Raw genomic sequence first — 20,755 nt, forward strand, 5'->3', positions numbered from 1 at the left:
TCTCGAATGTATAGTATCATGAAATACTATTGAATAGAGAAAGGATAGAAGGATGCCGAAGAAATATATGATGTTAAGACCTGAAGAAGAGGCTGCAGCGGAAAGGGAATCAACCCTCAAGGAGATGATTTGCTTCGGGGAGAACTCTAAGAATTATCGCTTTCCGGATATCGAGGTCAATGATGAGAACCAAGTCAGACTGCAGAAGCTGGTCGATGAATACAAGGTCCTGATAGAGCAGGAAGAGAACAAGGACCTGGATCTTAAGACATTCTTTGCCGGGAAACACATCAATATCGAGCATGTGGATGAGTTTGAAGAGCCGCGGGATATGTTTGTTCTGTTGATCTACTTCAAAGAGGTCTGCAAGCTTACGGATTTTGAGCCTGTAGCCGTCATTGAGAAATTTGCCTGATCCTGGTTAGCAATGGATAAAAAAATAGAGGTTTAAGTATTTGAATATACCTAAACCTCCAGCGTACTGATCCTGAGCTCGCCTGTTTCGTGTTCTTTTAGCGGACTTTGGCTAACAGGAAGAAAGTCCTGCCGATCTAATCGAAAAGCCTCTGTTAGAGTAATTATCCGAATAGTCGATTACTGAATCTGAGATATAGTCTTCTAAACTGGAATTAAAGACAACGGTAATTCCCTGGGATTCGACGGAGATATCGTCTTGGTGAGTTAACTCATCCAGAGTTAAACTTAATTGCGGACCCCCTCAGCCAAAGCCGCCGAAAGCAATTCTCAGCTGAGTGTCCTGGGGATTATCCTGGGCAGCAATGATTTCTTTTAACTTTTCAGCTGCTTTTTCAGAAATATGCATGTGATCACCCTCCTTATCAGTATTTTGTTTAGCTGATCGGTATTTTACTCTTAGATTTGTTTTCCACCCTTATAAGAGTATTATAAAGGGTTGATTGAATAATTTCAATATACCCCCAAGGGGTATATTGATTTTTTTTAAGCTTTCGCCATGGGAATGCATAAGTTATCGGATACTTATTCTTCAATGGGAAACACTAGCTAAAAAAGAGAAGGAACCGGCGTGATGCTATGACTGCAGAACTCAATCCGTACAATCAAAAAAGGAATTTTGCCAAAACCTTGGAGCCGGAGGGGATAAGAGTAATCTCCCAGGAGGATCTGAAATTTGTGGTGCAGCACCATCTGGCCCGCAGAGATCACTACGATCTCCGTCTGGAATGGGAGGGAGCTCTTTTGAGCTGGGCGGTGCCTAAGGGACCTTCCTACGATACCCGGGACAAAAGGCTGGCTGTACAGGTGGAGGATCATCCTCTGGAATACAGGAATTTTGAAGGGACCATTCCCAAAGGGGAATATGGGGGCGGTGTGGTCATGCTCTGGGACGAAGGCTCCTGGGAACCTTATGGAGATGTGGATGAGGGACTCCGTGAAGGGGTGCTGAAGTTTGTACTAAAAGGAAGACGGCTTAAAGGAAAATGGGCCCTGGTGCGGATGAAAGAAAAGGCCGGAGAGAAAAAAGACAACTGGCTTTTACTTAAAGAAAAAGACGAATATGCCCAAACTGCTGACGGGATTGCCGAATTAACCACCAGCATCAGGACCGGACGCACTATGGCGGAAATTGAAGAAGGGGAGGACGAAAAGTTCACCCAGAACCCCTTCAGCAGCATCGAGGTGCAGCTGGCCAAATTAGTCCATTCCATTCCTGAGGGAAAAGATTGGCTTTATGAGTTGAAATACGACGGCTACAGAATAGTGGCCTATATTGAAGGAAACAGCGTCCGGCTGATAACCAGGAACGGCCATGATTATACGGAACGATTCCGGGATGTAGCCTCTTCCCTCCTTGATTGGGCGGAGGGGAGGGCCATGATCCTGGACGGGGAAATGGTCGTCACAGATCCGGAGGGCAAAACGGATTTTCAGGCCCTGCAAAACTATCTGAAAAACCCCCGGGCCAAAAATCTGACCTATATCCTCTTTGACCTTCTCGCCTTGGATGGGGCGGACCTCCGGGGACATAGCCTGATCGACAGGAAGGAAACTCTGGCGGGGTTGATGGAGGATGCTCCCCCAAACCTTCACTACAGCAGGCATGTAAGAGGAAAGGGAAAAGAAAGTTACCTGGCGGCCTGCGAGGGCGGGATGGAAGGGATCATCGGAAAAAAAGCCGATTCCCTCTACAGCGGAGCAAGAAACGGCGACTGGATCAAACTTAAATGCGCTAAAAGGCAGGAATTTGTCATCGGCGGCTATACCCTTTCTCATAAAAAAACCAGCGGGATAAGCTCCCTTCTCCTGGGGGTCTATGAAGGGGAGGAACTGGTTTATGCCGGGCGTGCCGGTACTGGCCTGAGCGAAGCCGACATGAAAGAGCTTGAGGAAAAGTTTAAGAGCATCAAGAGCAGGGTGGCACCCTTCAAGGCGGCGCCCAAGCCCAGGTCTAATGAAAAGATCACCTGGCTTGAGCCGGAGCTGGTGGCGGAAATCCAATTTGCGGAATGGACCAAAGAGGATCGGCTAAGGCAGGCAAGCTTCAAAGGCCTGCGGGGGGATAAGAATCCCCGGGAAATACAAAGGGAAAAAGCAGATGAGGAAATACAGCCTCAGCCTGTTCAAAAAGGGAGAAGCCCCATGAAAACCAACAGCAACAGCATTATCATCGAAGGAATCAAGATCAGCAGCCCGGACAAGGTGATCTTCGCCCAGCCCGAAATCACCAAAGTGGATGTGATCCGCTATTACGAAAAGGTGGCGGAGCGGATGCTGCCCTATGTAAGCCACAGGGTTCTCAGCATTGTCCGCTGTCCCAAAGGGGTAGCCCAGACCTGCTTCTATAAGAAGCATCCTGGTCCCGGCAGCCAGGGAATCGTGACCATCCCGATTCTGACCAGTGACGGGGGAACAGAAGATTACTTCTATATTGAGAACATTTCCGGGCTGATCGCCGAAGCCCAGATGGGCACCCTGGAATTTCACATCTGGGGGAGCCGTGTTGATGAGCTGGAAAAACCCGATCTACTGGTCTTTGATCTGGATCCTGATGAGGGAATGGATCTGGGTACAGTGCGCCAGGGTGTGCGGGATATAAAAGATATTCTTGCCGAACTTTCCCTGAACTCCTATCTCAAGACCAGCGGGGGCAAAGGGTACCATGTGGTGGTCCCTTTAAAACCCGCCGTCTCCTGGGAGGTCTTTCACGATTTTGCCAGGGGCGTCGCCCAGGTTATGGAGCAGAAGTGGCCTGATCGCTATACAAGCAACGTGAGAAAGGCCAAGCGCACCAACAAGATCTTTATCGACTGGATTCGCAACGGCAGAGGGGCCACCAGCATTGCCCCCTATTCCCTGAGAGCTAGAAAAGGAGCGGGGGTGTCCATGCCTATCCTCTGGGAGGAGCTGGATATGGTGGCTCCAGATGGGGTCGATATGGCGGAGGCCCTGCGGAGGATCGAGGGCAGTGATCCTTGGCAGGATTTTTTCCAGAATCAGCAGCGGCTTAAATGAGGGAATGTAGTCAGTTTTTTATAGGCTAGTACCGTGTATTAAGGAACCGGCATTTACTACGAAAAAAGAAATAGTGGTTTTGAATTCTTTTATTCTAGCTAGTGTAGAGGTATATCCTCTTGCACTATTTCTTTATATGGAGCTTTTAACTTACACACAATTCAGTTCTATTTTGACGGAGAATGTAATTTTACAAATAATTAGAGACGAGGAGCCAGTTTGGTATTATACGAGGAGGGATGTATAATTATTAAACACACATTAAGAGTGCCGAAATGATATTGGTGAAAAACATACCATATTATTGAAGAAAGGCGGTAGAACAACTTGATTATAGAGAGAAAAGTAAAAATCGATATTGATGAATTTAAGTTTGGCAAAGCATTTATGTTCGATTGAATTCTAAATTGGAGTGAAAATCAAATTTATGTTAAAGAAACTATTTAATCAAAAAACCTTGTTCGGTTTTATCTTTTTTACTATGGTGCTTTCCACCCTATTTGTGACAGTAAAGATTTTTCAAGCGCCGACCGTTGCCGATCAGGGGGAACTTAGCGCAAGAGTTAAGGGCGATTATACTCTAATGTTGCTGCAATGTATTTTTGGAACGCTTGCATTGCTACTGCCTAGCTTTATCGCAAAACGGTTCAAAATTGTCATACCATCGGGTATGATTGTCGCTTATGCGGTATTCCTTTATTGTGCCATTTATTTGGGAGAGGTGCGCTCCTTTTACTATAAAGTACCGCATTGGGATACGATTTTACATACATTCAGCGGAGCCATGCTTGGTGCATTGGGTCTGACGCTTATCAGTTTCTTAAATAATACTGACAGAATCCCGGTATATCTTTCACCTTTGTTCGTGGCTATTTTTACTTTTTGTTTTGCAGTGGCATTAGGTGTTGTTTGGGAAATATACGAATTTACAATAGATAGCTTATTTTTAACCAACATGCAAAAATACGCACTTGAAAACGGAACGCCGCTCATAGGACAGGCCGCTCTTGCAGACACAATGAAAGACTTGATTGTAGACTGCATAGGAGCACTTGCGTTTTCAGTTTTCGGGTACATATCTCTTAAAAGTAAAAAAGGATGGCTGGAGCGGCTCCAATAAATACTTGTAAATAAAGTCAATGGGGGAATGTATAAGAAATCTTTGAATTGGCGGACCATATTTAGTACTATATTTGTAGTGGTGGTAAGCCTTGAACGGTAAAGAAGATATTATGGCATTACCCTTTAACTGAATAGAATATAACCTAATGACTCATTAGAACAACGTCGGCAGATATGCCGGCATTTTTTAAAATAAAATGTTACCGCTACAATGAATTGGCTCATAAGGAGAAAAAACAAGTTAAACCGTCTATGCAAAAATAAAGCAGAAGGAATAAAGCCCGTGGCTTAGTTCTTCTGCTTTTATAAATAAATTAATCTCACGTCATACAGCGGCCTCATAATCAGTTCCGGGGAACCCCAGACGACACATTTTTCGCCGGCTAGATCCTCGATGCCGATCTGTTTTTGGGGGGAAAAACGGTGCGTTCCGGCAAAGGTCACGCAAAGGTCACGCAAAGGGGGAACCTGCAGATGGTATCGGCTGTGATTCCGGGAATGTCGCAGTCCATCATTGTCAGACTCAATGCCGAACGGTAAGCCAAGAACTTTTCAGTCAGTGTTTTGGGCTTCTGGTTGCCGATTCCAGCTTGCTTAAAAGTCGACTTTCCTCGTCATAGAACTTATCCTCCCTGCAAGTATAAGCTGTAATGGCTGGGAAGGATTTACTGGATTATTGTCGAAATTGGAATTTACTAAAGTCATACCCTATACATTAACTTTTAGCTGTATGGTGTACGTTTATTCCTTGTTATCGGAGATGCGCATAGTTTAATAAGTATTGTGGAGGATGCCGTGAAGGAATTTCCAGATATTAAACAATGGTTTGATGTTAGTGAATATACTGTTTTTAATGAATGCCACAAATTAGAAATTAATATGAAGCCTGAAGATAAGGTTGATATGTCTTCATTCTGCAAGGAGTTCGCAAAGTATCTATGTAGACTGCGATGTGGAAACGAGCAAGATAGAGATGCTATGTACCGTGCAGTTGACGGATATTCAATTAACGATGACGAGCAAAAAGAAAGAATTGCAAATTGTTTTTTCAAAGGTTTTATTAGTGACAGCAAATACAGCCAAACAGGAACCTATTCTTCCTCTTTTGATGATGATGCAATAACTGGATATATTGGAGAATGTTTTTATTACATAATTCGAGAACAGCTACTAGAGGATGAGAAAATCCATATAGAGCCATGTAAACCTAAATTCTCATCTAAAGAGCCGGGTATTGACTTTGTCGAGATAAGAAAAGACGCCAATGGTTATTACATGATTGTTGGAGAAATAAAAACTACGCAAAACAGTATTGGAACCAGACCAACAGACATATTGACTATGTTCAAGTTACGTGCCAATAAAATTTTTTCCGAAATGTATATGGGCATAAAAGAAAACTATTCGCAATGTGAAGATAAAGAATTAAAGACATTTATCGATGAAATGTTAACTTTATTTTACGGAATTAAAAAGACGTTTACACCTCGAAAAAGATTTTCCGGTGTTATTAATTACAATTACCATCATAGAAATATTCATAAGAGCGTGTTTTCAGGTTTTAAGACAGAGCTAGCCGATGCTGTTTTTGATTCACCTCATTGTAGAAGGATAAAGCTAATTGGTATTTATAATATTGAAAATATCATAAGGCAGGTGAGAGATGAGATATGGAGCAAATTATAAATTTAGATGGCTTATTTTCAAATTTAAAAAGTCTTATTGAAAATAAATCTGATATCAAAGATATTTGCGCTTCCCTAGAAAAAATCCACTTTGAAGTAATTAAACGTAATTTACTCGGGCAAAAAAGTCAGGAACAGGAAATGTACAATGACATAGAGATAATAAGTAAAATTGGTTTCTATTTACTTTCTGCCTTGATAGATATTAATCTTGAACCAGAAAGCCCTGAGAATAATATGCGTTTATATGGCATGACCGTAGCGGCGTTTTGTTTTGAATTATTATCAAAATTGTCAATTATTCAACCTGAAGAACAATGGGAATATAATCTTTTCTCTTCGATATGTTATTCTTTATCTGAAAATCAAGCGAATGGTATTGTACTTGCAAAAGAAGGGTTTGGTAAACTAAGTAAAATTCAGGGCAAAGATTTCATATATCTTCTTTTTCTGAAGTTTTTGTCGAGAGAATATAAATATATCGTTAAATATCGAAGGCCAAAGTCTGAGCTGGAATCCGCACAAATAATTACTATTCTCAAAGAATTTTCAAGACATATGATTTTCGGAGGAGATGTTGAAAAAGTTATAGTCAAGTTTTCAGACTATAAAAGCCAACTTTTTAACAGTAATTCCCAATATTTCTTTGCTTTTTCACTCATTTATAAAGTTGCTTTAGAAATGTATAGATGTTCAATACGCAATCTCCTGAAGTTAGAGCCTGATTTAGAAAGTTACTTAAAAGTAGTTACTCAAATTGATACTAAAAACCTCTACGAGTTATGGCCTTCTCAGAAATTTCTTATAAAAGTAGAGAGTGAAGATGAAAGTTTCCTTTCAGATAACCCCAAAAATAATATTTCTATAATTTCAATGCCAACAAGTGCCGGTAAGACAATGATTGCAGAGCTTTCCATATTTAAATCGTTAATAAAAAATGCCGGAATAGCAATATACGTAGTTCCAAGCTTAGCTTTGACGCATGAAATAGAAAATAACTTCTTTAGGAGATTTAGAAAAGTTGGAATAGATATAAAAAGAGAAATTGATATTGACACGATTGAAGAATTAAATCTTACTTCTCCCCAAGTTTACGTTTTGACACCAGAGAAATTAGATTTAATTATAAGAAAAAAGAGTGAAATACTGTCTTGGGTCAGATTAATAATATTTGATGAGTTTCACAAAGCTGGTGATGGAGAGCGGGGTTGGTTACTTGAAACGCTAATTGGGTGGTTTATGTTTTTCCAGAGAACTTATCAATACAAAATTATAATGATGTCAGCAATAATTAGTAATCTCGAACAAAGTGTTATAAATGATAATATCTCTTTTCATTTGAGCAAGTGGTCGCCTACCAGAAAATTATATGGGGTATATTTCCTTCCCTCAAGTAAAAAACTCGTATATTCTAAAAAGAATATTTTGGCCAAACAAGTAATTCAAGAACCATATTCTTTGTTTCTCCGGTATAAGCACCATCGTGCAGTTATGGATTCAGTTTTCTACAAGGAAGTTCACGGAAAAAAGACAAAAAACGGTTATGATTCTAATAACTCTGATACAAAGTTTGATCTTTGTTGGAAAGCCATTACAAATCTTAATGAACGACCGATATTAATTTATTTTTTTAAGAAAGATGATATCAATAGTTTTATTGATAGAAGTAGCAAGTATCTTGGAAAGATGACCAATGAACCGTTATTAAACGACTTGAAAAGGACAGTCATTAAGAAATTAGGAGCGCATCATAGATTGTGCAAAGCTCTTGATTATGGCGTCGCATTCCATAACGGAGATTTGCCGGAAGATGTGAGAACATCAATCGAAAATGCTTATCGAAGAGGTGTTATTAAGATTCTGGCTTGTACAACAACATTGGCCGATGGCGTAAATTTGCCAGTCAGTACTTTGATTATTGGAAGCTGTTTTAATTATGATTGTAGTAGAGGAATTAATAACAGTGATTATAAAAATATCGTTGGAAGAATCGGGAGGGCATTAACTGATACTGAAGGTAAAATTCTTATTTTCAAGCATGATGAATATTACAAAGATAATGTTAAGGAAAAGATTTTATTGTTTACAAATCCAAGCTTGCTGGAAACCCCATTAAGAAGCGCATTAGAGGACGCAACAAACAATATGGACGATACTGTAGACTTGATAGAATCAATAGTTGAAGGAAAAAGAATCTCTCAGGAAATACATGTACAAAAAATGATTGAGAGATTACAAGTATTTGTATTTTCGCTTTATGAACAATTAGAAACGTATGATTTTGAATCATTTTATCAAGAATATGTTAATTGCTTTTTTATTAATACATCAGAAATTACCAAGCAGATAATTAAACCCGTAACACAAGCAATTTATCAAGTCGCTTCAAATATTCCAAGTGACTTCCTAAAAAAATGTAATTGTACTGGTCTATCTTACAGTACAAACATAAAATTAAACAGAATTGTCCAAAAGATATCCCAAGAATTTAATGTGGCTATTTTTTCATCCTTAGATATAATATCCGAAGAGATATATTCTGAGATTTTAGCGTGCCCAGAATTCACGTCGCCTTTTGAGAAAATTGATAATTATGGGGTATTAAAACAATGGTTAAGCGGGGATACATATATAAATATTAGAGACAATTATTTTAGCCATACAAATGGGAGCATTGAAGAAAAAACACAAAATTGTACCCAGTATATAAGAGAAATGTTTCAATATAAACTTCCTTGGGCGTTTAGCGCTTTGTTGGTATTCTGTGAAAATACGTTCCTTAAAACTACATTAAGTGTTATGCCCCAATATATTAAATACGGTACAAAGGATGGGAACGCTATTGAATTATGCGTTGGGGGGATTGATTCAAGAGAACTCGCTATAACCTTATCAAAGTTTTATGCCGAAGATAAGGAAAGAAAGAGTGAAGATGACATCACTAAATGGCTGGTAAAAATTTATCCTGACAAACTGGCAAAGTTGCTGGACCAAAATTTTGATTACTATACCTTAAACCAAGTATCTAAATTCAGGTCTGTACGTAGGGAAATGTCTCATGAGTTTGAAAAAAATCAATATTTATCTTGTAACGTGGTCGGGATATTTTTCTATGACTATAGCAAAGCTTATGAAAATAACGCCATTAATCCGGAATCTTTTGTTCTTCTAGAGCAGGATAGAGATAATGCCTACGATATGTATGCGGTCAGTGTGTTTTCAGTTGATCATAGATTTAAGCTTGGGCACATTCCAGCTGTATATTCAGAAGAGGTATTTGATTTAATAGAGAGCGGAGATGAGCTATATGGAATTGTGCAAAGTTATAATGCAAGAACACTTTCAATTAAAATAATGAAAACGCTGGATAGACAATAAATACTTACTTGAACGGTAACCAAGCAAATAAGAGGAAATGTAAAGAATAGGAGTAATCAAGTGTTTTTCGCAAAAATATTTTTCTGCTTGGAAGGAGTATAAGTCTAAAAAGCTTGTCCCCTGAAATTTGCAACCGGTTACGAATTTTGGTTACCCACAGGGCTATGCGGGCGAGCCGGCTGATTCATTGAGCTTGAATCTCTATGGGTACTGCATGAACGAACCGATCATGAATATAGACCCGACAGGACACTGGACATAGGGCTTAGTGGACGTTCAGTCGTTATTACCCTGGTTTTATAAAACACTGCCTAAAAGGTTGATGTTGAGAAATCCTACACGAATGAAATATATTATGTGGCCTTAACCCGGGCGAAAGGCTTGGTTTTATAGCCCCGCCGGTGATAAGGGAGAATTTCTTGCAGAATAGTGACAATGCTATGACTGACCATTTTGTCAAAGTTGGCAAAATGGTCAACATCGGTTTCAGTTGCCGAAAGATCCATTGAGGATATGATGCTTTCACGCTAAGCCTATTATCTGATTCAAAAAAGGGATACCTGAAAAAATATCATTGCTCTTGATCAAACCTATTTTGCCGTTAAAACCAGGTAACCTGATTGATGTGCAATCTTCAATGGAGAATCTTTGATTTATCGGACTGAATTTGGCACTATATTTGCATAGGTGGTGGTAAGCCTTGAACGGTAAAGAAGATATTAGACCTATTTCTTATATAAAGGCCAATGCAGCCGAGGTACTGGACTAGGTCAACAAATCACGCCGGCCAGTCTATGTCACTCAAAACGGGGAGGCCAGAGCTGTCTTGCTGGACACGGAATCCTACGAGAAGCTTAAAAATGCCGTTGGGCTGTTAAAGCTGCTGACTCAAGGAGAAGAGGAAATTGCTCAAGGCAAAGTCCTTTCCCAAGAGGAGTTTTTCTTAAGCATGGACCGGGAATTAGGTATACCAGTGTTCAACCGATTTATACCATAATCCAAATAGAATATAATCTAATGACTCATTAAAACAACGTCGGCAGATAGGCCGGCGTTGTTTTTTAAAGCATAAATCGTTTCTGTTCTTGTTCCAGAAAATAAATAGAGACAAGCAAGACTATTAAAAAATACAAAGGATGTAGAATTCTTGGCATAAATGGTTAGAATGTCCATAAAGGAGCGGCAAAGCTCCTGATCAATAAAGCGGACATGAAAGAAGTGACATACTATTGAAAGATAAAATCACCATAGGAATACCCAGGGCCTTTTTATACTTTAAATATCAATACCTATGGCAAAATTTCTTTGCGGAATTAAACTGCCAGGTCATTTTAAGCCCGGAAACCAATAAGAAAATCCTGAAAGACGGCATCGATTCCTCCATCGACGAAAGCTGCCTTTCCGCCAAAATTTACATGGGCCATCTTGCTTACCTCAGAGGAAAAGCAGATTACATTTTAGTACCAAGGATCGTAGGTTTTGGCAAAAATGAAGAAGTGTGCACCAAGTTCAACGCCCTCTACGATATCGTCAAAAATACCTTTAAAGAGGTTAACCTGCTCAGCTACAACGTCGATATGGCACATCAAGAAAGTGAATTCAAAGGGTTTATGAAGATGGGGAAGGAACTGGGCAAGAACCCTCTCCAGGTATTAAGAGCCTATCTTAAGGCAAAAGCAATCCAAAAAAATAAGGAACACCAGTTGGCTGCGGAGCAGGAGAGCCTGATCCGGACTGGAGACAAGCTGAAGATCCTGATTATTTCCCATGATTATAACACCTACGATAAGGCGGTGGGGTATCCCATCATCAAGTACCTGGAAAGCTTAGATATTGTGCCGATTTATGCCGATGTTGCCGACAAAAAGAAAACCTCCGAAAAATCAAGGCTCATCTCGGACACCCTGTATTGGACCTTCAACAAAGAACTCATCGGCGCGATTCATCATTATCAGAAGGAAATCGATGGGATCATCTTTATTTCCACCTTCCCCTGTGGTCCCGATTCCCTGGTCAATGAATTATGCCTGAGGAAAATAAAAGGTGTTCCCATGGCCAATCTCATCGTGGATGAACTTCAGGGTGAAGCGGGCTTGCAGACCAGAATTGAAAGCTTTGTCGATATCATTATGGAAAGAAAAAAAGCCGGGAGGAAAGCGCAAATTGGCTAGCCAGGAAAAGATCATGAGTTTTCCCCATATGGGAAATTATCATATCCCCATCGAATTTCTGATCAGGCATGTCTTAGAAAATATTCAGGTTTTGACCCCACCCCAAATCACCAAAAAGACCTTGGAACTGGGCGCAAAGTACAGTCCGGATTTTGTATGTGTGCCCTTTAAATATAACCTGGGCAACTATCTTGAAGCCCTGGAACAAGGAGCGAATATCCTGGTCCAGTCCGGGGGCGGCTGCCGGTTCGGGTATTATGGTGAAATTCAGGAACAGATCTTAAGAGACCTGGGTTATGAGTTTGAGTTTATCAGCATTATAGACAACCAAAATGTCAATCCCCTGGCCTTTTTTAACCGCTTTAAACGTCTGAATCCCCAACTATCCTTTGTCCGCTTCGCCTACTACTTTCAATTGACCTTTAAAATGATCGAGGCCATGGACTCCATCGACCACTACATACGGGACCATATTGGTTTTGCCCTCCAGGAGGGCAGCTTTGAGCTGCTGCACGAGGAATTCCTCAAGGAGCTTCCAGCGGTGGATGGCTTCCGGAGTCTGGATAAGATCTATCGAAAATACGATGCTCTGTTCCGCCGGCAGGAGGTCAATAAACCGGAAAATCCCCTCAGAGTAGGGATCGTGGGAGAGCTCTACACCCTCATGGAGCCTTTCAGCAGCTGTTATATCGAAAAGGAACTAGCGAAAAAAGGCATCCAGGTCACCCGCTTCATCACCATATCCTATTTACTGCGCCATCATCCCAAATCCAGTGACTTGCTGGAGTGGGCTGGGAACTATCTGAAATATGAAATCGGCGCCGACGGTACAGACAGTGTGGCCCGGGCGAGAATGCTGGCCGAAGCCGGATATGACGGGGTCATTCATATTAAGCCCTTTGGCTGTACCCCTGAAGTCAATTCCATGCCAATGATCCAGAATATCAGCAGTGATTATAAGATGCCGGTCCTGTATTTCAGTTTCGATGCTCAGACCTCGGAGACCGGTGTGCTCACAAGATTAGAAGCATTCCATGACATGCTTATGATGAGAAGGGAAAAAGAACAATGGCAAAATGTTATTTAGGAGTGGACAGCGGCTCCATTTCCACTAAAGGTGTCATCATTGACCAAAACAACAAGATATTGGCCGAGAAATACTTATGGACGGAAGGGAACCCGGTGGACGCTGTTAAAGAAGTCATCGGGGACCTCCAGGCTCAGATTGAAGGCCAGGATATCCAGGTTAAGGCCGTGGGCACCACCGGTTCGGCCAGGCGCTTGATCGGGGCCCTCCTCAATGCCCAGGTGGTCAAAAATGAAATCACGGCCCATGCCGTGGGAACCCTGTCGGTGTACCCCGATGTCCGGACCATTTTTGAGATAGGCGGTCAGGACTCCAAGATTATTCTCGTCGAAGATGGTATTGTGGTCGATTATGCCATGAATACCTTATGTGCCGCCGGAACAGGTTCTTTCCTGTCTTCCCAGGCCAAGCGGCTGGGGCTGGAGGTTGAGGAGTTTGGGGAAATGGCTTTGCGCTCCCAGAATCCCACCAAAATAGCGGCCCGCTGTACGGTTTTCGCTGAGTCGGATATGGTGCATAAGGCTCAGATCGGGCATAAAAAAGAGGATATTGTGGCCGGACTGTGCAAAGCGGTGGTGGCCAATTACCTGAATAACGTCGGCAAGGGCAAACACACCAAAGCCCCCATCGTCTTCCAGGGGGGAGTCAGCAAAAATGTCGGGGTGATTAAAGCCTTTGAAGAAGCAACCGGGGAAACCATCCATGTAGACCGGCATGCTCACTTAATGGGAGCCTTAGGCGCGGCTTTGCTGGCCAAAAGCTCCGGCCAAGAGCAGGATTTTGACTTCAGTATGACGGAGATGCATTTTGATACCCGGGGTGTAGAATGTCAGGGCTGCCCCAATAACTGTGAAGTCATTTGTATCTACAGGAATGAAGCGTTGATCGATGCCTGGGGCAACAAATGCGATAAAGGAGCAGTGGGAACCCATGAACCGAATAAACCGCCCGCTGTAAAGGATGATGAAATGGTCTCTTAAGAGGACCGCCAGGATTAAAGAAGATTGGCTTTGTCTCAGATGATAATGATATAATATTGAAGTTCGGCCTAAAACAGAGAATCCATGGGTGGCCGGCTTTAAAACGGGTGGCTCTGGAGCCATCCGGTAGATTGAGGGGAGATATATTATGGAATTCAGATACTTTATGCCTGCTGAACTATATTTCGGTGAAGATGCAGTATTGAAAAATAAGGATATATTTAAAGCAATAGGCAGTAAGGCATTAATTGTCACAGGGAGAAGTTCGGCAAAAAAGAATGGTTCTTACGATGATGTAACGCAAGCCCTTTCAGAAACAGGAGTAGAATACCTTCTCTTTGATGAAGTAGAGGAGAATCCATCCTTAGAAACCATTGAAAAAGCCGCCGGCATAGGCAAAGCAAACCAGGTGGATTTTGTGATAGGTATCGGCGGCGGCTCCCCTATGGACGCTGCCAAAGCTATCGCAGTATTTATAAAAAATCCTGAAATTGATGCGGATAATATCTTCAGCGGCAAGGAACTTGAAAGCATACCTGTGGTCGCTGTGGCAACCACTTCGGGGACAGGCTCGGAAGTCACTCAATACAGCATAGTCACTTCAAACAAAGAAAAGACAAAGAAAAATTTAGGGCAGATTATCTTCCCCAAGGCCGCCTTTTTGGACTATAAATACACTTATGATTTACCCTATGATATAACGGTCAACACCGCCTTGGATGCTTTTACCCATTTAGTGGAGGGATTTTTAAGCTCCAAAAGTACGACTATGTCCGATATCTATGCTGAAAAAGGGTTTGAGTTATTTAAAGACTGCTTTAAAAGATTACTCGACAAGGAACTGGATCGGGAATTCCGCTCGAATATCATGCTGGCATCCACCTTGGCCGGTATGCTCATATCCCAAAGTGGGACATCCCTGCCCCATGGGATGGGTTATCCCCTTACTTATTACAAGGGACTGCCTCATGGACTGGCGAATAGTGTTTTAACCATGGAGTATTTGAAATCTTTCAAGGATAAAACAAAGATTGAAAAAATGCTGAACCTTTTGCAGCTGGATGACTTGGCAGACCTGGAAGGAATCTTTAAAAAGCTGATCAATGTAAGGGTCGAGATAACTGAGGAAGAAATAATGGAGTATGCACAGAACTTCCTTTCCAATAAGGATAAACTGAAGAATCATCCTGAAGAAGTGCAGTTTGAAGATATAGTACAGATTTATAGCAGAAGCCTCTGTGGTGAAGTTCTTTAGCGGAGAGGCTGAGAAGCCTCAAAGGACGGAGTAATGATCATAAGAAGCCCATCCGGTATCATCAGCTCATGATATCGGATGGGCTTCTTTGTTGGTCAGCAGCAGGCGCAGAAATTGCTTACTCCACCCAAATGATCGCTCCGGCACCCTGGGTTAAACCGCCACAAATTGCACAGGCTGCATAGCCTCCGCCCGTTTCCCGGAGATGATAGGCAGCTGTCATCATAAGGCGTGCACCGCTTGCAGTGTTAGGATGACCTACAGCGATGGCGCTTCCGTTCGGGTTGAGCTTTTCCTTCAGCTTCAGATAGTGCGCAGAATCATGATCCAAGATGGCTTGAGCTGAAGCTTCTTTGACCATCGCCTTATAGTCGCTTTTTAAGAAGCGTTCATTGGCTAAGAGTTTCAGGGAGACCAAGGGGACACAGGCAAAAGCTTCATTGATTTCGATGACTTTCATGTCGTCGATGGTCAATTTGGCGTCATCCAGGCATTTCTTAATAGCGAAAGCAGGGGATACCGGCATAATTCTTGGCTGCAGGGCTATCGCAGAAATCCCGACTAGGGTATACAGAATCGGCAGGCCCAATTTCTCGGCATGTTCTCTGGTCGTAATAATTTGAGCCGCAGCGCCATCATTCATTCCCGGAGCATTGCCTGCGGTACAGGTGGGGTTGTCGAAAATGGGTTTTAATCTGGCGAGATTCTCCATACTGATATCAGGGCGGAATTGCTCATCCTTATCTAAAACTTTGGCAGAGAGGACTTTCCCTTTTTTATCTTTTTGCGTAATCTCCAGGGGCTCCATTTCACTCTTGAAAAATCCCCGTTCCCAGGCTTGGCCGTATTTAACATGGCTGGCCAGCGCCAGCTCGTCCTGTTCTTGCCGTGATACTCCATACTCCATAGCAACGTTGCCGGAGTCTACTGCTACAGGTGCATAATCCTTATAGCCTAAGGGAATAATCGGGTCTTCGACCAGAAAGGAAGAATGCTTTTTGCCTTCCCAGCGAATATTGCGGAGCAAAAAGGGAACCATGCTGAAACTCGTGGAACCCCCGGTCATGACAATTTGGGCTTCCCCCAGTTTGATGCTGAGCGCGCCGTATTTAACGGTGCTCAGGGCTGAGGTGCAGGCCTGGTCGTAGGTAATGGACGGGGTCTCGGGTGAGATTCCGGCTTTAAGCATGGTTTGGCGCGCCACCACGGGTGTGAAGGGATCTTTGGTGCTGCTGGTATCGCCGTTGCCCCACCATACTTCATCAATGAGCGCCGGATCCAGGCTGATTTTTGCCATGGCATTTCTCATGGCAATGGCCCCCAGTTCGTACACATCGATATCTTTCATTGAGCCGCCGAATTTACCGAAAGGAGTCCGAACCGCACTGACACAAACGATATCCTCTTTACTTTTTATAAAGCTCATGATAGTTACCTCCTGATTTTATAGAGTCCGGCCATATATTGCCCGGTACTCCCGTTTCAGCTGTTCTCTGAAGTTGGGATGGGCAATGCCGATCAGCGCCGCAGCTCTTTCGCTATCCGATTTGCAGTATAAATTGACAGCCCCGTATTCGGTAACAACCCAACGAACATCATTGCGGGTGGTCGTTACAGGGGTTCCCGGCTTCAATTGGCAGGAAATTCTGGATACCGTTCCGTTTTTGGCTGAGGATTGAAGAACAATAATAGGCCGGCCATTCTTGGAAGCCCCGGCGCCGCGGATAAAATCCAATTGACCGCCGATACCGCTGTATTGTTGGGGACCAATGGCTTCAGCACAAACCTGACCGCTTAAGTCAACTTCCAGGGCGGAATTGATCGCCACCATATTGTCATGTTGCGCGATGATGCAGGGGTTATTGACATAATCCACGGCCCGAAACTCAAACACCGGATTGTTATGGATATATTCGTAAACCTTCTTCGTCCCCTGGGCAAAAGTTACCACGATTTTCCCCGGATTCAAGGTTTTCCTGGAGCCATTGACGATTCCGGCCTCAATCAGTTCGATGAGACCGTCGGAAAACATCTCTGTGTGAATACCCAGATCTTTTTTATCCTTGAGGTAATAAAGGATGGCATCCGGAATAGTCCCGGCGCCCATTTGGAGGGTATCGCCATCTTGAATCAGCGCCGCCACATTGCGGCCGATGGCTTGCGTGACTTCGTTCATGGCCGCAAAACGGGTAAGCTCCAGAATCGGACTGTCGTTTTCCACAATGTAATCCAGATCATTAACATGGACGAGGGTATCGCCATAGGTCCGCGGAACATTGGGATTGACTTCGGCGATAACGGTTTTGGCGCATTTCACCAGCTCTTTGGAGTGATCGACCGACATGCCCAGACTGCAGTAGCCATGCTCATCGGGCGGGCTGACCATGGTCAAAAAGACGTCGGATTTCAAATGACCTTCGCGGAAAGCCCGGGGAAATTCATGAAACATCAGCGTGAAGAAGGTGCCGCGGTTATCCCAGACCGATTTTCGGGTATTGGCGCCGAGGAATATGGATCTTAAGATAAAATGATCTTCCATTTCAGGTTGGCAGTAAGGCGAGCTGCCCAGGGACACCCCTTGGATAATGGTCACATTCTCCAACTCCTGGTAACGTTTGACGAGAGCATTGACCAGCAGCTCCGATTCGCTTGCCGCATGGCCGGGTATAACAAAATCGCCCGATTGAACGACTTTCACGGCTTCATCAGCAGTTCTTAAACGCTTCTTATACGTTTCTCTCCAATCCATGGGTTAGACGCTCCTTTCCAGCTATAGAATTATTGTCTGAACTCAATCTATAGCAATAACCGTGCCAGCCATCGAGCCGGCCAAGGAAAAACGCAGCAGAGAGGAATTTCTGACAGTTGAGGTGATTGACCATGGTAACGGGATATATGGTAATACTACAACGTGGGATGTGGTTATTTTACGACATGTGTAATATGTACGACGGATTAAACCTGAAAGGATTGTTCAAAAAATCATAATCACTTATAATGATTTATACCGATTGTTTTTATAAGCGAATTATGAGAATTAATAAAAGGGTGAACGATCAATGATTGAGCCGAGTTCTATGCATAGCAACGCCTATTCCCTTGAGGAAGTCATGGATAATTCTTATGATTCCATTTTTGTTACCGATGCTGAAGGGAATATCTTAATGGCCAATCCGACGGCCGAACGGCTGCTGAACCTGTCTATTAACCAGATGGTCGGTAAAAATATCCAGGAGCTTGTTGAAGAAGGGTATTGGGATAAATCCATAGCCTTGGAAGCTATTGAAAAGAGAACCACCGTGACCGGGACGATCAAAACCAGGGATGGAGTCAATCTGATGTGCACCAGCCGGCCCTTATTCGATAGGCTAGGCAATATCACCATGGTCATCAGCAACAGCCGGGACCAGGATACCCTCGTGAAACTGGCCCAGACTTTGGATAAAGAGCGGGAACTTGTTCAGCGCTATAAAGAGGAGGTCCGGTACTTAAGAGAGCAAGGCGTTAGAAATAAGCATTTGGTTGCTGAGAGTACGGCCATGAAGAATATAGTGCTGGAAGCGAACTGGGTAGGACCCACAGAGTCTTCTGTCCTGTTGTACGGCGAATCCGGTACGGGCAAAGAAATATTGGCCAAGTATATCTACAGTATCAGCCGCCGGGCCAAGGAAGCCTTTATCACCGTGAATTGTTCAGCCATTCCCGAAAATTTGATTGAAGCTGAACTGTTTGGCTATGAAAAAGGATCCTTTACCGGCGCGGATGCCAAAGGAAAACCCGGATTATTTGAACTGGCCGATCGGGGAACGATCTTCCTGGATGAGATCGGTGAGATGCCCCTTGTCCTGCAGGCCAAATTATTGCGTGTCCTGGAGAACGGCGACGTGAGAAGAATAGGGGGCATCACTTCGCGCAAAATTGACTTTCGCTTGATTTGTGCCACAAACCGTGATTTAGAGAAGATGGTTGAGAATAAAACATTCCGAGAAGATCTCTTTTACCGTATTAATGTTGTGCCTCTTCATCTGGCTCCGCTGCGCGACCGCCCGGAGGATATTATGACCATAAGTCATATGTTTCTGAAGGAATTAAATAAAAAATATGGGTATGACAAGGTGTTTTCAACCGAAACCCTCAATGGGTTTCTGAACTATAGCTGGCCCGGAAATGTCCGCGAACTGCGCAATTTGATTGAACGCCTGGTGATCACGACCAGGGGCCGTGTGATCGATTATCAGGTTGAGGACATGTCAAATCGGCCGGGAAATCGTGCAGCGGGCCAAGATCATGAGGAAAACGGGACCTTTCGCATTCAGGTAAATTCCAAAGCCCCGCTCAGGAAGATCATGAGTCAAGTAGAGCAGGAATATATAAAGAATATCTTGCGGGAATGCCATGGGTGCGTAAGTGAAGCCGCACGGATATTAGGTATCGACCGCTCAGCGATCTACCGAAAGGTTCAGGTCGCCCATCTGAGGGAGCGGGAAAAAAGTTGAACATAAATTAAGAAAGCAAGCCTCTCCAGCCGGTTCCGGAGGGGCTTGCTTTTTACCTTCAGTCCATTTAAGCGACTTCATTTAGTCGTGGTAATAAGACATGTTGTAGCTATGCTACATATCTTATTGCAAATTTACCATAGGCAAAGAGGTGTATCCTTAAGTGCGGTTGGAAAAATCCTAAAAACTTGATAAATCTAAGCAAAGAACTTCATTGGTAACCTGGCATGCTTTTTGCTTGTACTAAAGATTGACTCAAAAGTTATTTGAGAGGGATCTCAAAGACAAAAAGCATAAAGAGGAAGGTGTTGTTTATGGCAAGATTTGAGGGCAGAGTTGCCGTAATTACCGGTGGAGCCAAAGGTATCGGGGAAGCGATTGTCAAAAAGTTTTACGCGGAGGGAGCAAAGCTTGCGGTTCTTGATGTGGATGCTGCCGGCGCCCAGCAACTGGCGCTGAAACTTGATCCCAGCGGCGAAAAGGTTATCGGTCTAGGCTGCAATGTTGTCAGGGGTGACGAAGTAAAGGCTGCTTTTGCAGCGATTATGGCGAAGTTTGGTACGGTGGATATCCTTGTCAATAATGCCGGAATTACGCGGGACGCCATCTTTCATAAAATGACGGAGCAGCAATGGGATGATGTGATGGCCGTGAATGGCAAAGGTTTGTTTAACTGCACCCAGGAAGCCTGGCTGATTATGAAAGAGAAAAAGTACGGCAAGATCTGCAACTTGTCTTCCACCAATTCCAGCGGCGAAGCCGGGCAGGCCAACTATTCTTTCACCAAAGCGGGCACGATTGCTTTTACCAAGAGTCTGGCCAGAGAAGGCGGAAGATATAACATCAACGTGAACTGTGTGCGCCCTGGGGTGATTGATACGGAGATGATGCGCGCCGTGCCGGAAAGTGCGCTTGAGGAATATATCAATAAAACCGCATTTAAGCGAATGGGCCAACCATCGGAAGTGGCTGACGTTATCGCTTATTTGTGCAGTGAAGAAGCCTCCTTTGTTACCGGCGAGGAACTTTTGGTAGCCGGAGGCTATATGTACAGATAATACGAAAATTTGGAAGGCAAGCTTTAATACG

Annotated in this window: 14 protein-coding genes and 1 pseudogene; 12 read left to right on the forward strand and 3 right to left on the reverse strand. The window is 43.3% G+C overall.

Annotated elements, in window-relative coordinates; all coding sequences use genetic code 11:
* Positions 1–52: 52 nt before the first annotated feature.
* The 5 genes from DESDE_RS02510 (at position 53) to DESDE_RS02530 (ending at position 9,677) form a co-directional block, all read left to right on the forward strand.
* A complete protein-coding gene (locus DESDE_RS02510; RefSeq protein WP_014792466.1) occupies positions 53–415 on the forward strand; it encodes a hypothetical protein in 363 nt (120 codons plus the stop codon).
* Between the two features lie 638 nt (positions 416–1,053).
* The gene (ligD, locus tag DESDE_RS02515; protein WP_014792468.1) at positions 1,054–3,492 is read left to right on the forward strand and encodes a DNA ligase D; all 2,439 of its coding nucleotides are present in this window, start codon (positions 1,054–1,056) and stop codon (positions 3,490–3,492) included.
* Positions 3,493–3,919: 427 nt separating this feature from the next.
* Positions 3,920–4,612 (forward strand): DUF2238 domain-containing protein, encoded by a 693-nt coding sequence (locus tag DESDE_RS02520; RefSeq protein WP_014792469.1) that lies wholly within the window; start codon positions 3,920–3,922, stop codon positions 4,610–4,612.
* A 797-nt stretch (positions 4,613–5,409) separates the two neighbouring features.
* A complete protein-coding gene (locus DESDE_RS02525) occupies positions 5,410–6,300 on the forward strand; it encodes a hypothetical protein (RefSeq protein WP_014792470.1) in 891 nt (296 codons plus the stop codon).
* Positions 6,285–9,677 carry a DEAD/DEAH box helicase gene (locus tag DESDE_RS02530; RefSeq protein ID WP_014792471.1) on the forward strand — a complete coding sequence of 1,131 codons (3,393 nt, stop codon included), beginning with the start codon at positions 6,285–6,287 and terminating at the stop codon, positions 9,675–9,677. Before DESDE_RS02525 ends, DESDE_RS02530 begins: the two co-directional genes overlap by 16 nt.
* 353 nt (positions 9,678–10,030) lie before the next feature.
* On the opposite strand, the gene DESDE_RS21770 is transcribed toward DESDE_RS02530, so the two are convergent.
* On the reverse strand, positions 10,031–10,183 hold the full coding sequence (locus tag DESDE_RS21770) for a hypothetical protein (RefSeq protein WP_158309853.1): 153 nt from the start codon (positions 10,181–10,183) through the stop codon (positions 10,031–10,033).
* Positions 10,184–10,458: 275 nt separating this feature from the next.
* Here DESDE_RS21770 and DESDE_RS22320 point away from each other — a divergent pair.
* The 5 genes and pseudogenes from DESDE_RS22320 to DESDE_RS02555 form a co-directional block, all read left to right on the forward strand.
* Positions 10,459–10,674 (forward strand): annotated as a pseudogene (locus DESDE_RS22320) (type II toxin-antitoxin system Phd/YefM family antitoxin); the annotation flags it as partial.
* A gap of 232 nt (positions 10,675–10,906) precedes the next feature.
* On the forward strand, positions 10,907–11,848 hold the full coding sequence (locus tag DESDE_RS02540) for an acyl-CoA dehydratase activase-related protein (protein WP_014792472.1): 942 nt from the start codon (positions 10,907–10,909) through the stop codon (positions 11,846–11,848).
* On the forward strand, positions 11,841–12,935 hold the full coding sequence (locus DESDE_RS02545) for a hypothetical protein (RefSeq protein WP_014792473.1): 1,095 nt from the start codon (positions 11,841–11,843) through the stop codon (positions 12,933–12,935). The genes DESDE_RS02540 and DESDE_RS02545 overlap by 8 nt, the downstream gene beginning before the upstream one ends.
* Complete coding sequence (locus DESDE_RS02550) at positions 12,917–13,915, forward strand: acyl-CoA dehydratase activase (RefSeq protein WP_014792474.1); 999 nt, start codon at positions 12,917–12,919, stop codon at positions 13,913–13,915. The genes DESDE_RS02545 and DESDE_RS02550 overlap by 19 nt, the downstream gene beginning before the upstream one ends.
* A gap of 148 nt (positions 13,916–14,063) precedes the next feature.
* Positions 14,064–15,170, forward strand: a complete 1,107-nt coding sequence (locus tag DESDE_RS02555; RefSeq protein ID WP_014792475.1) for an iron-containing alcohol dehydrogenase family protein — start codon at positions 14,064–14,066, stop codon at positions 15,168–15,170.
* A gap of 118 nt (positions 15,171–15,288) precedes the next feature.
* Here the strand turns inward: DESDE_RS02555 and DESDE_RS02560 are convergent, their stop codons facing one another.
* Both DESDE_RS02560 and DESDE_RS02565 read right to left on the reverse strand, forming a co-directional pair.
* Positions 15,289–16,596, reverse strand: a complete 1,308-nt coding sequence (locus DESDE_RS02560) for a thiolase family protein (RefSeq protein ID WP_014792476.1) — start codon at positions 16,594–16,596, stop codon at positions 15,289–15,291.
* A gap of 18 nt (positions 16,597–16,614) precedes the next feature.
* Positions 16,615–17,919, reverse strand: coding sequence for an acetyl-CoA hydrolase/transferase family protein (locus DESDE_RS02565; protein WP_014792477.1), 1,305 nt, complete (start codon positions 17,917–17,919; stop codon positions 16,615–16,617).
* A gap of 310 nt (positions 17,920–18,229) precedes the next feature.
* Between DESDE_RS02565 and DESDE_RS02570 the strand changes: the two genes are divergently transcribed.
* Positions 18,230–19,666: a sigma-54 interaction domain-containing protein gene (locus DESDE_RS02570; RefSeq protein ID WP_041917191.1), complete on the forward strand. Its 1,437-nt coding sequence runs from the start codon at positions 18,230–18,232 to the stop codon at positions 19,664–19,666.
* A 314-nt stretch (positions 19,667–19,980) separates the two neighbouring features.
* Entirely contained in the window at positions 19,981–20,724 is a 744-nt protein-coding gene (locus DESDE_RS02575; RefSeq protein WP_041917192.1) for a glucose 1-dehydrogenase, read from the forward strand.
* Positions 20,725–20,755: the final 31 nt, after the last annotated feature.

The sequence above is a fragment of the Desulfitobacterium dehalogenans ATCC 51507 genome (assembly GCF_000243155.2).
Classification (GTDB): domain Bacteria; phylum Bacillota; class Desulfitobacteriia; order Desulfitobacteriales; family Desulfitobacteriaceae; genus Desulfitobacterium; species Desulfitobacterium dehalogenans.